This window comes from Pseudoalteromonas sp. SR44-8, assembly GCF_014163635.1.
GTDB lineage: Bacteria > Pseudomonadota > Gammaproteobacteria > Enterobacterales > Alteromonadaceae > Pseudoalteromonas > Pseudoalteromonas rhizosphaerae.
On the sequence record NZ_JACJDS010000036.1, the window covers coordinates 24868 to 37087 of the forward strand.

Genomic DNA, 12220 nt, shown 5'->3' on the forward strand with positions numbered 1-12220 from the left:
GAATATGCATTCAGTTTACCAAAAATAATAATTTAGTAAAGATTCACTGCCGATATTGGAATATTTTTTCTAGTGGTAGATTAAAAACAATCGCGATCTTAAAAGCGACCTCCAGCGACGGTGAATACCTTGCCGCTTCAATTGCGGCAATTGTTTGACGCGTCACCCCAACGACTTCAGCTAATTGCTGCTGCGTCATTTCATTATGCTGAAACCGTAATGCACGGATCGTGTTAGTAATCGCTAACTTTGCCATTCTAACCTCTATATAATAGCCAAGCTTCGGCCCCAGCGCCGATTATCTCGCTCACCAACGCTGCGATTACTAACTGGTGAACCGGACTAATTGCAAACCCAAAATGTGGGTCAATCAGCATTGCAAACACCGCGTTCACAACGCCTAATTGTAAAATAAGTAGTGCAACACTTTTTGCTTTTAAGGCAATAGCCTGTTCGCGTTCATCTTTCGCTTGATTCGCATATTTAGTATTAAATATAGCTAAGATAATGTGCATCACAATAAGCATTACAACGGTTTGTATCGTAAGTGATATCAACAAGCCACTTGCTAATAACGGATCCATCTGAGCTTCTGGCGTCATTGATAATACTGACTGCAAGTAATTAAACAACACAACCATCGTTATGCACATCTCAAGTAACCGCGATTTTTGTGTATAACTCATATCACCCCCTTATAATAATAAATTTGATGTTAAGTATACTTAACATTAATGACTATAAGAGTGGGCTCACATCATGTCAAATATTTTTAACATGATGTTATGTTTTTAATACATTAGTTTCAAAGTAACAGGGAATCATCAATGCAAAAAAACTGTGCCGCACTTTGTTTTAATGCATCAGCTGTCAGTCTATCAGCGCCATAGACGTCACACGGTACATTATAATGATGCTGTAAATGACCCAGTAATAAGGCAAAATCCCCGTCGCCGGAGAGTAAAATAACTTTGTCGAGGTTTTTACCTTGTTCTAGCATGTCGATGGTGATGCCGACGTCCCAATCGCCTTTTGCGCTGCCATCTTTACGCTGAATAAATGGTTTTAGCTTTACCTCAAAACCAATCGCACGAAGAATATTTTGAAATTGAGATTGCTTTTCGTCCCCGCGATAAATTGCATATGCAATCGCGCAGTCTATATCATAGTCATCACTGATTTTTGCCCAAAAGGCATTGTAATCAAAGTTTTTTCGGTAGCTCTCTCGACAGGTGTAATAAATATTTTGGACATCGACAAAAATCCCCACTCTCGGCTTTTTCGCCGTTGTACTATGTATTTCTTGACTCATGCGTTATCCCTTTTAAATTAATCACGCTACTGTAGCATACCCTGATTAATTTCAAGCCCTTGCATTTAGCTTTCAAGTAACCTAAATTAGTTACATTGAAGCATGTAACCAAAATTGGTTACTTTTCTTTATGTAACTTAAATCAAGGACATTTATGATTGCGGTGATCAGCGGTGATGTGATCAAATCACAACATATTCCAAAGCACGACTACGATGCGATGCTCTACCAGCTCGACCAAAGTTTGCGAGCAATTACTCAACGCCATCTAGGACAAAGTATTATTTATCGAGGCGATGCTTTTCAGGTGCAAATAAATCAACCACCCCAAGTATGCCGTGTCGCAGTGCTGCTTTACTTACATCTTAAAGCCACCGGCTATGAAATTCGCCAAAGCCTTGCCATTGGTGAAATAGATAATGCTAGAGCCGATATTAAAACAGCAACAGGCTCTGCATTTACATTATCGGGGCGCGGTCTTGACGAAATCCATAACCAACGCTTTACTCTTAGCAGTATTGATGAACTCAAAAATGATGGCTTAACCCTTAATCTAGCTTTTATTGACGTGCTCCTGAGCAAAATGACACACAAACAAGCGAATGCCTTATATGTCTATTTAACCGCAGAAAACAATCAACATAGTGAACTTGCTAAACAATTAAAAACCAGTCGTGAGAATGTGACCAAGTTACTTAATCTTGCACATTATCAGTTGATCGAGCGTTTTTTAGACTATGCAGAGCAGGCCATTGCTAATGCCGTGATAGGAGTAAAAAAATGAGTTTTATGTTGTTATTAGTTGCATTATTTATCGGTCATATTTTAGCTGATTTTTATTGGCAGCCAATGAGTTGGGTTAATAACCGTAATACACGTCACTTTCGTGCTAAAAAACTGTACTTGCATGTGCTAGTGCACGGTCTAACTACGGCAGCAATTGTCAGCTGGTGGGAGTTTAGTTTTGGCTGGCAAGAGCTCTCGCGTATCGGTATTGCCACAGCTATTGTTATCGTGACCCACTACTTAATTGATTTAGCAAAATCATATTCAAACAAAGGAGTTGTGCCATTTATCATTGATCAACTTGCTCATCTTGTCGTGATACTACTACTGACTGTGTGGTTGAGCGACAACAGTGAATTTATTACCAGCATTTGGCAATGGCTGATAACCCCCACTACATTATGGGTGCTATGTGGCTATTTACTGGTATTGAGTCCCAGTGCTGTGTTCATTCGTATGATGTTAAAGCGTCTCACTACCGGGTTTAGCTCCACAGGAAGTTTACCAGCAGCGGGGCAAAGTATTGGCATGCTTGAGCGAGTATTAATGCTTACATTTATTTTGCTAGATCAGTTGGCTGGCGTTGGCTTTTTATTAGCAGCAAAATCGGTATTTCGCTTTGGCGACTTACGTGCCAGTAAAGATAAAAAACTCACCGAATATGTTATGCTCGGTACACTTTTAAGTGTCACCGTCACCTTATTTATTGGCTTAGCAGTTAATTATCTTAAAGCATTATAGAAATAAAAAGCATAAAAAAACGCGCCAGCTTAGGCGCGTTTTTTATCAAAATATTATTACGTGTTACTCACGCCATCATTACCAGAGCGACGACGTTGACCACTGCCACCAACAGATTGACGCTTAGCCCATGGGTTTTGTGTTTGCTCACCAGCGGCTTTAGCAGCAGGTTTTTTACCTGAGCCACCACGGCGTGGGCCGGTGCCATTACCGCCGTTATTATTTGGCTTTTTGCTATCAGACTTAGGTTTAGAAAAAGGCTGACCCGCTTTTTTAGGCTTTTTAGGTTTGATAGGTCGTGCATCAAGCTCTCTTTCAGGCACTCCTTTTGTTGGCTCAAAACCAGCTTCTTTTGCACGTGGGATCAATTCACCGATAAAACGTTCAATACCGTATAAGTCATCAGCATCTTCCGGTGTTACAAATGAAATTGCGTCGCCAGATGCACCCGCACGGCCGGTACGACCAATACGATGCACATAATCTTCATACACATTAGGCAAATCATAGTTAACTACATGTGGCAGTTCAACAATGTCTAAACCACGGGCAACAATATCCGTTGCCACAAGTACGCGTACTTCGCCACTTTTAAAGCCTTCCAGCGCTTTAACGCGCGCGCCTTGAGATTTATTACCATGAATTGCAGCGCCAACAATATCATCGCGCTCTAACTGCTTTACTAAACGGTTTGCACCATGTTTAGTGCGGCTAAATACCAACACTTGTTGCCAATCATTAGTACGAATTAAATGACTTAACAAGGCGGTTTTACGTGCTTTATCTACCGCATAAACGCATTGGGTAACACTTTTTGCCGTGGTATTTTTTGCAGCGACTGAAATTTCAACCGGATCATTAATAAGCCCTTTCGCAAGCGCTCTAATATCGTCTGAGAACGTCGCTGAGAACATCAAGTTTTGACGTTTAGCCGGTAACTTGCTGATGATACGTTTAATGTCATGAATAAAGCCCATATCAAGCATACGGTCAGCTTCATCAAGCACCAACACTTCGAGGTTATCGAACTTCAAGGCATTTTGGTTATGCAAATCCATTAAACGACCCGGAGTAGCAACTAAAATATCTACGCCTTTGCGTAAACGCATCATTTGCGGATTGATTTTAACACCACCGTACACAACAAAAGAACTGATATTAGAATGCTTAGCATACTCTTCAACGTTCTCGCTTACTTGTAATGCCAGCTCACGGGTTGGAGTTAAAATTAAAGCACGAACTTGGTTAACCTTGGCTTTTTGGCCTGTTGATAAGCGCTCAATTAACGGTAAAGTGAAACCCGCTGTTTTACCTGTACCAGTTTGCGCTGCAGCCATAACATCACGACCTTCAATGATCGCTGGAATGGCTTGAGCCTGAATTGGTGTTGGCGTTTCATAGCCCTTTTCTAAAACCGCATTAACTAAAGACTGTGATAAACCTAACCCATCAAAACTCATATTTTCTCTCAATAATTTTAAGGCCCAATCGGCCAATGGCGCATTATACCGATCGTACGCAATAATGCATGGTATATTCACGTTTGAAATAGCGTCAGCCAAATTTAACTAGCCACATCACACTATAACTCACTAAAAAAACACAACCTTAAAAAACAAAAAAGCGGCACTGTGGCCGCTGTTGAAAAGCTATCATCACTTGAGTGATGCTATTTAACACCTAACTCACGCAGACGCTCTTGTAAGTAACTGTCAGCAGTATAACGCGCTGATAACACCACATCTGGACGCGGGTGCAAAAATAACGGCAAAGAAATACGTGACTTAGATGACGCTTTGCCAGTAGGGTTAATAACACGGTGAATAGTCGACGGGAAATAACCACCTGACGCTTCTTGCAACATGTCGCCAATGTTAATAATTAAACTGCCAAAATCGCATGGCACATCTAACCAACCGCCATCTGTTTTTTGTACTTGCAAGCCTGGCTCATTTGAAGCAGGTAATACCGTTAATAAATTAATATCACCATGTGCAGCAGCACGAATAGCGCCAGGTTCTTCATCACCTGTCATCGGCGGGTAATGTAATATACGTAATAATGTTTGCTCTGAATCAGCAATCATATCTTTTAAATCGATTGAAAACTTAGCACGCACATCCGCTGGTGCTTCAGCTTGCACCCAGCTTAACAATGTCGCAGCAAATTCATTGGCTAAACGATAATATTCGCGAATATCTGCTTCTAACTGCGCTGGTACACGGCCTTTTGGATAAACATGAAAATATTCTTTAATATCTTTAACTGTAAAGCCTTTTGCAACTTCTGATACCGAAGGCGGAAAGTAGCCATCTTGAGTGTCTTTAGAGAATAAGAATTCATGTTTTTGTTCAGAATTAAAAAAATCCTGCCAATTTTTATAAATTGATTCAACAAGAGACTGTGGAATTGGGTGGTTTTTTAATACACCAAAGCCCGTATTTCTAAGAGACTCAACAAATTGAGCGGCCGCATCGCTCGCTTTATAATCAACGGTAGGTAATTGCATGTTCGTATCCAATGAATTAAGTTGTTAAAAGCCTTTGCTAATCATAGCAGTTGCTCCATTGTAGCGCTTCGCGAGCATAATAAAACGGGCAAAAAAACATAAGGACTTATGTCCTCTTTAGCTGGGTAAGCGTTTATTACTTGATGCAAATCAAAATGTTGCTATTGTGGATAAAACGCCAAAACAACTGTAATTATAAACGCACTTTAATGGTCTATTCTTCACTAACCTCTTTCATTAAGCAAAGGTAACCTATGCGCCAAAAAATTTCGTTCAAAAGTGGTGATTTAACACTCGCCGGTCAGCTTGAAACACCCGCCAGTGATATTAAATTTTATGCCTTGTTTGCCCATTGTTTTACCTGTGGTAAAGATATAGCCGCAGCAAGTCGAATTAGCCGAGCACTCACTCAACAAGGCATTGCGGTATTACGCTTTGATTTTACTGGCCTTGGTAATAGCGACGGTGATTTTGCCAACAGTAATTTCTCATCAAATATCCAAGATTTAATTGCCGCAGCAGATCACTTACGTGAACACTTTAAAGCGCCACAATTATTAATTGGTCATAGTTTAGGGGGCGCAGCGGTACTTGCAGCTGCTGAACACATTGCTGAAGTACAAGCCATTACCACCATAGGCGCACCATCAGATGCGCAACATGTAGCGCATAACTTTGCCGCTCATCTAGATGAAATTAATAGCAAGGGCGAAGCCAAGGTAAATTTAGCAGGGCGAGAATTTACCATTAAAAAACAGTTTGTGGACGACATTGCCAATTACGACCGCAGCCATATCAGTAAATTAAAGCGAGCATTGTTAGTAATGCACTCCCCTATTGATGCCACGGTAAGTATTAACGAAGCTGAAAAAATTTACGCCGCTGCTAAACATCCAAAAAGCTTTATTAGCCTGGATAACGCCGACCACTTACTCACTAACAAAGACGATGCAGACTACGCAGCAGACGTTATAGCATCATGGGCAAAACGTTATGTGGATTTTGATAAAAACAAGTACAGTGCCAAACTTAGCAGCGGCAATGTATTAGTTGAAGAGAAAGATCATGTCTTTACTCAGCATGTAAGTACCAAGGATCATACTTGGCTTGCCGATGAACCACTAAGTGTTGGCGGTAATAATTTAGGCCCAGACCCTTATCACCATTTACTTGCTGGACTTGGTGCATGCACAGCGATGACTTTACGTATGTATGCAAGTCGTAAAAACTTGCCACTTGAACACGTAAAGGTAGAACTGAACCACAGCCGTGATTATCACGCCGATTGCGATAACTGCGAGCAAACCGACAAACTCGAAGCCATCACCCGTAAAATCACCTTAGTGGGTGATTTGAGTGACGCTCAGCGCCAGCGCCTATTAGAAATTGCCGACAAATGCCCTGTGCATAAAACCCTGCATAACAACCCACTGATTGTAAGTGAGCTGGTAAAATAACTATCAAGCGCGTAAGAGTGGCAACTTAATATGTTTACGCGCTAAGTTTTATTATTTTAGTTTGCAACAAACGCTTTGATTTCTTTACTCATCCGCTCTACTAACCACTTAGGTCCGCCATCATACATATCATTATGGCGTGAGTTCTTTATCGCAATCTGCGTAACCGGATACTGTGCTAATTCATCTTCATTGAGTAATACCTGATTATCCGCAGGGTAATCACTGCCACGAAGCGTTAAAACCCGAATGTTATTATTGCGAGGTAACAACATACGCCGATGATCAAGCGTAATAATTTGACTCACTTGCTTAGGATAAATCGCCGCGTAAAGCGCGGCTATATCACCGCCATTAGAATGGCCAAATAACGTTAACCGCGTAAAATCATACTCTGGGTAGCGAGAGCTCAACTCAGTCACTAAAAATTTTAGAGTGACCACACCACGATGCCAGTTTTCCATACGAGTGGCCATATAAGGTGGCGTGCGGTTGAGCGCAGGATCGCGGTCTAATTCATGGGCTACAGCAATAGTTAAATAGCCCTTAGCTGTAAATATATCAGCCGCAAACTGATAGTCAGTATGCGCAATACCATATCCGGCATTAATAAATACCACAGGGCATTTTGTTTGTTGGCTACAATGCTCGTTATATGCTGGTAATGAAATACTGATCGGGATCGCGCGGTCACGCGCTTTATCAACAATCATTTCGCTGTTTGTTGCGGAACTGGCGACGGCACTGACTATGAGAAAGAAGAAGCTCACAAGGTACTTAAAAGGTAGTGGCATTAATTTGCTCGACTTATTTTATTTAAATTATAAAGTACTTTAAGCTTTTGAATATTAATTGCAATAAAACGAGGTACCTAAAACAGCAGAAGAGTTTTAAAGAAAAAAATAATTATTATAAATTTATGCGATAATAGTCGTATTGTCCTAACGTCTATTTAGAAAAGAACCTATCCATGAAATCATACAACAGCATCGAAGAACGTATCGATATTTTACAAAGCAGAATTGAAGCGTATCAAGATGAAATCGAAACGCTAGAAACAGAGCCAAAAAATAATAACGAGCGTATTATTTTTAAATTCATCGAAACAGGCAGCACTGGCAAGACTAAAGATTTTGTGCGTGAATTAGGCATTAAATCACCACGCGATAGTTTGTATTCATCAGGTGATGTATCAAAACTCATCAAAGATGGCGCCAGTGATATTTCCCCTGCATTACTTGAAATTGCCCGCGCACTTGCCAGCGCACGAAATAAAAATGGTCCTGCCTGCTAATTAAGCATTAGATTAGCCGTGTCATAACGGCTAATCCACCAGCTCGATATCTAGTCCGCTGAGTAAGTTTAACGCTGCAAAGCGCTCAAACTTAGCCCGGCTAACATTATTATTTTTAATATCAATATTAAAATGCATCGCCCCGACAAAGTTTACTTTACTCAAGTTTGTTTGCAGAAATAGACTATCTCTAAAGTCAGTGTTACTAAAATCACTGGTAGCTAAATTAGCCTGTCTAAAATCAACATCTTTGGCAAAACAGTCAATCATGATCAAGCCTTTTAACTGTAACTCATAAAATGAGCTATGACTAAGTTGGCAATTTTTAAAACTCACCGATGACGTAAGTGCCAATTGTGGCCAATTTACCTGCGCCCATTGAATACTGTTGAGCTTACAATCAACAAAGCAGACCTCTTCTAACGAACTATAGCCCCAATTTAAATCGCTTAAATTACAGTTAATAAATTCGCACTCAATAAAACGACAATTACTAAATTGACTATGACTAAAATCACATTCAATAAACTGGCACTGTTCAAACTCAATGTCACTAAAGCGCTGCGTATTAGCCATGCAGTTTGAAAAATGCTGGTCGTAGTAGTCTGTTTGTGAAAATTGATAACTCACAGCCATAAAATCCTCTAATAAAATTATCTACACATCTAAATGAAAAAACCCCTAGGTATGAGCCTAAGGGTTTTCAACAAATCACTTATCGGATTGCTTATTCTGCTGATTTTTCAGCTTTTTCAACAACACTAATAGCAAGCTCTGTAAGCGAATCTGCATTTGCTTTACTTGGTGCGTTAGTTAACAAACACGACGCTTGGGTTGTTTTAGGGAAAGCAATCACGTCACGAATGTTATCAGTACCACACAGTAGCATTGCTAAACGGTCTAAACCGAACGCTAAACCAGCATGTGGTGGCGTACCGTATTTTAGCGCTTCAAGTAAGAAACCAAACTTGTCTTGCTGCTCTTGTGCATCAATACCTAGGATTCTAAACGCTGCTTCTTGCATATCTGTATTATGAATACGTACCGAACCACCACCTACTTCGTAGCCATTTAGTACCATATCGTATGCATCTGAAATAGCCGCTGCTGGGTTTGCTTCAAGTTCGCTTGCATTTACATCTTTTGGTGCTGTAAATGGGTGATGAACAGCATGCAATGTACCTTCGTCGTCTTCTTCAAACATTGGGAAGTCAACAACCCAAAGCGGAGCCCAGCTATTTAGATTAGTGATCTCTAAATCAAGGCCAATCTTAATACGTAGCGCGCCCATAGCTTCGTTTACTGTGTTGCGTTTATCAGCACCGAATAAAATGATGTCGCCAGTTTGTGCGTTAGTGCGTGCAAGAAGTTCGTTGATCACCTCTTCATTTAAGAACTTAGCGATTGGCGATTGCACGCCTTCAGCGCCTGCACCGCGGTCGTTTACTTTCATCCACGCAAGCCCTTTCGCGCCGTAAATGCCGATGAATTTAGTGTAGTCATCTAGTTGCTTACGCGAAAGTGATGCACCGCCTGGTACTGTTAATACCGCAACACGGCCTTTTTCATCATTGGCAGGACCAGAAAAAACTTTAAACTCGACGTCTTTTACTAAATCGGCAACGTCAATTAATGTCATTGGGTTACGTAAATCAGGCTTATCAGAACCATACAAGCTCATTGCCTCAGCGTAAGGCATGATTGGGAACTCGCCTAAATCCACGTCTAGCAATTGCTGCCACATTTCGCGGATCATTTTTTCTGTGATACCACGTACCTGAGCAGAGCTCATGAACGAGGTCTCTATATCGATTTGAGTAAACTCAGGCTGACGGTCAGCACGTAAATCTTCATCACGGAAACATTTAACAATTTGGTAGTAACGGTCAAAACCCGACATCATCAACAATTGCTTGAACAACTGCGGAGACTGCGGTAATGCGTAAAAACTGCCTTTGTGAACACGGCTCGGTACTAAATAATCGCGCGCTCCTTCTGGGGTAGCTTTTGTAAGTACTGGCGTTTCGATATCTAAGAAATTATTTTCATCTAAGAAACGACGCACAAAGCTGCTAGCTTTAGCGCGTAGTTTAATACGGTCACTCATTTCTAAACGGCGAAGGTCTAAGTAACGGTATTTTAAGCGACGCTCTTCAGAGTTTACCTGATTAAAATCAAGTGGTAATGGCTCTGAACGGTTGATGATAGTAAGGCCTGTGCCTAAAATTTCAACTTCACCAGTTGCCATATCTTTGTTGATTTGGCTGTCAGGACGTGCGCGAACTACACCTTTTAATTGTACGCAAAATTCTTGACGTAATGTATTCGCGGTATCCATTAAGCCTTCAACTTCAGGATCGAATACAACTTGTACTAAACCTTCTCTATCGCGTAAATCGACAAAGATAAGTCCACCAAGGTCACGTCGTTTGTTGATCCAACCACATAGTTCAACTTCTTGATCTACGTGAGTTTTATTTAGCTGTCCGCAGTATATAGAGCGCATAGTTTTCCTGTCAGTGTAAAGACGAATAGCCGCTTCCCCTAAGAATTGCTGTTTTTGAGGGAGAATAAGCCACTATTTATAAATCATTTTAGGGGGAGCATTATACCCAAGTTACTTGAAAATGCGAGCTCGGCAGCAGCTACTATGCTTTCAATTTATAGATTTGGTATACTAACCAAAACACACAATCAGTTAACCGTTTTATGTTGTATTTAGGGTGTCCGCAGTGGTCAAGTACCGCGTGGAAAGGCAATTTATTATCAAGTCACTGCAAAAATGCCGATATGTTGCACGAATACGCACAGGTGTTTAATTCAGTCGAAGGCAATACCAGCTTTTATGCCGATCCTAGTGTTGAATCATTAAATCGCTGGCGTGATGCTGTCGGCAATGACTTTAAATTTACTTTTAAATTCCATCGACGCTTTAGTCATGAATTACGGCTTACTCATATCGATGACGAACTCACTGCATGGTTTAATTTATTCGAGCCAATATTGTCTCATGTTGGGCAGATCATGTTGCAGCTACCAAGTAGTTTTAGCCCCAAACAACTGCCGTTATTAGCACAGTTTATTGCCAAGCTCCCGACAGGTTTAAACTACGGCGTTGAAGTTCGCCACCCCGAATTTTTTAAGAAAGGCGCAGCCGAAATTGCCTTTAATCAGCTATTAATAGCAAACAATGTCAACCGTATCTCAATGGACACCCGCGCATTATTTGCAGTTAAGCCGAACACTGAAGCACTCATCGATGCCCAACAAAAAAAGCCCCATTTACCCGTGCATGCCATTGCAACAGGCAATCAACCTATGGCCCGCTTTGTGATTGCCGATTTAGATCATGACTATAAAAGCTATTACCAACCGTGGCTTAAAAAAGTAAAACAATGGCTTGATGAGGGTAAGCACCCGTATGTATTTTTTCATACTGCAGATAACCGCCAAGCACCATTATTAGCACGCGAGTTTTGCCAAGATTTAGGTTACCAGCACCCCGTGCTAAACCCTTTCACTGGTGAAAAAGAAGCCAGTCAAGCCAGCCTTTTTTGACTCGCTTTGAAAATTAATTAACTACAAAGAAGTATTGAATGAGTGATTTTAAACGCTATTTTAGCGGCTATCCAGAGCAAATTGTAACGCAAGTAATGCAGCTTATTGAAAATGATAAACACGGCGCGTATTTAACTAAAAAATACCCCAGCTCCCATAATATTACCAGTGACAAGTCGTTATACGCATACGCCACTGAGCTTAAAAAGCGCTATTTAAAAAATGCGCCACCGTTTGGCCGCGCCGCGTTTAAAAAACAAGGCGATATGGTTACTAATGCGCTAGGTACTCATACGTATCGTATGCAAGGTAAAACCCGCAAGCACGATTTAGCCATCAACAGTGATTTACTGCGTGCACCAGAGGAATTACTCAAAGCTTTAGTAGTACACGAGCTCGCCCACTTTAAGGAAAAAGACCATAACAAAAGCTTTTACGCCCTGTGCTGCCACATGGAGCCAAGCTACCATCAACTCGAATTAGATTTACGGATTTTTTGTGTGCTAGTAGCTGAAGGTAAAAACCCATACACATAAAAATAACTGAATCACAAAGTACATAGC

At 40.9% G+C, this 12220-nt stretch carries 14 protein-coding genes; 6 read left to right on the forward strand and 8 right to left on the reverse strand.

From position 1 onward, the window contains the following. Window positions 1-43: 43 nt before the first annotated feature. From H5183_RS16665 to H5183_RS16675, 3 genes are all read right to left on the reverse strand, one after another. Window positions 44-256 carry a helix-turn-helix transcriptional regulator gene (locus H5183_RS16665; protein ID WP_149982957.1) on the reverse strand — a complete coding sequence of 71 codons (213 nt, stop codon included), beginning with the start codon at window positions 254-256 and terminating at the stop codon, window positions 44-46. A gap of 1 nt (window position 257) precedes the next feature. Beyond that, a complete protein-coding gene (locus tag H5183_RS16670; protein WP_182732233.1) occupies window positions 258-686 on the reverse strand; it encodes a hypothetical protein in 429 nt (142 codons plus the stop codon). A 119-nt stretch (window positions 687-805) separates the two neighbouring features. Next, window positions 806-1312, reverse strand: a complete 507-nt coding sequence (locus tag H5183_RS16675; RefSeq protein WP_179959226.1) for an NYN domain-containing protein — start codon at window positions 1310-1312, stop codon at window positions 806-808. Between the two features lie 154 nt (window positions 1313-1466). Between H5183_RS16675 and H5183_RS16680 the strand changes: the two genes are divergently transcribed. Both H5183_RS16680 and H5183_RS16685 read left to right on the forward strand, forming a co-directional pair. Beyond that, entirely contained in the window at window positions 1467-2096 is a 630-nt protein-coding gene (locus tag H5183_RS16680; protein WP_145242329.1) for a hypothetical protein, read from the forward strand. Beyond that, window positions 2093-2839, forward strand: a complete 747-nt coding sequence (locus H5183_RS16685; protein ID WP_182732234.1) for a DUF3307 domain-containing protein — start codon at window positions 2093-2095, stop codon at window positions 2837-2839. The genes H5183_RS16680 and H5183_RS16685 overlap by 4 nt, the downstream gene beginning before the upstream one ends. 56 nt (window positions 2840-2895) lie before the next feature. Here the strand turns inward: H5183_RS16685 and H5183_RS16690 are convergent, their stop codons facing one another. Further along, window positions 2896-4299 (reverse strand): DEAD/DEAH box helicase, encoded by a 1404-nt coding sequence (locus H5183_RS16690; RefSeq protein ID WP_182732235.1) that lies wholly within the window; start codon window positions 4297-4299, stop codon window positions 2896-2898. A 209-nt stretch (window positions 4300-4508) separates the two neighbouring features. Next, a complete protein-coding gene (locus H5183_RS16695; RefSeq protein WP_145242335.1) occupies window positions 4509-5348 on the reverse strand; it encodes an isopenicillin N synthase family oxygenase in 840 nt (279 codons plus the stop codon). A gap of 254 nt (window positions 5349-5602) precedes the next feature. Here H5183_RS16695 and H5183_RS16700 point away from each other — a divergent pair, with 254 nt between their 5' ends. After that, window positions 5603-6805 carry a bifunctional alpha/beta hydrolase/OsmC family protein gene (locus H5183_RS16700; RefSeq protein WP_182732236.1) on the forward strand — a complete coding sequence of 401 codons (1203 nt, stop codon included), beginning with the start codon at window positions 5603-5605 and terminating at the stop codon, window positions 6803-6805. Window positions 6806-6861: 56 nt separating this feature from the next. Here the strand turns inward: H5183_RS16700 and H5183_RS16705 are convergent, their stop codons facing one another. Then, window positions 6862-7599 carry an alpha/beta hydrolase gene (locus tag H5183_RS16705; RefSeq protein ID WP_182732237.1) on the reverse strand — a complete coding sequence of 246 codons (738 nt, stop codon included), beginning with the start codon at window positions 7597-7599 and terminating at the stop codon, window positions 6862-6864. A gap of 176 nt (window positions 7600-7775) precedes the next feature. Here H5183_RS16705 and H5183_RS16710 point away from each other — a divergent pair, with 176 nt between their 5' ends. Continuing rightward, entirely contained in the window at window positions 7776-8099 is a 324-nt protein-coding gene (locus H5183_RS16710) for a hypothetical protein (RefSeq protein WP_182732238.1), read from the forward strand. Between the two features lie 30 nt (window positions 8100-8129). Here H5183_RS16710 and H5183_RS16715 read toward each other — a convergent pair whose 3' ends face one another. Both H5183_RS16715 and aspS read right to left on the reverse strand, forming a co-directional pair. After that, a complete protein-coding gene (locus H5183_RS16715; RefSeq protein WP_257326367.1) occupies window positions 8130-8675 on the reverse strand; it encodes a pentapeptide repeat-containing protein in 546 nt (181 codons plus the stop codon). Window positions 8676-8826: 151 nt separating this feature from the next. Continuing rightward, the gene (gene aspS / locus H5183_RS16720) at window positions 8827-10605 is read right to left on the reverse strand and encodes an aspartate--tRNA ligase (RefSeq protein WP_145242380.1); all 1779 of its coding nucleotides are present in this window, start codon (window positions 10603-10605) and stop codon (window positions 8827-8829) included. 203 nt (window positions 10606-10808) lie between these two features. Between aspS and H5183_RS16725 the strand changes: the two genes are divergently transcribed. After that, entirely contained in the window at window positions 10809-11657 is an 849-nt protein-coding gene (locus H5183_RS16725) for a DUF72 domain-containing protein (protein WP_182732239.1), read from the forward strand. Between the two features lie 38 nt (window positions 11658-11695). Next, window positions 11696-12193 (forward strand): M48 family metallopeptidase, encoded by a 498-nt coding sequence (locus tag H5183_RS16730; RefSeq protein ID WP_149982946.1) that lies wholly within the window; start codon window positions 11696-11698, stop codon window positions 12191-12193. Window positions 12194-12220: the final 27 nt, after the last annotated feature.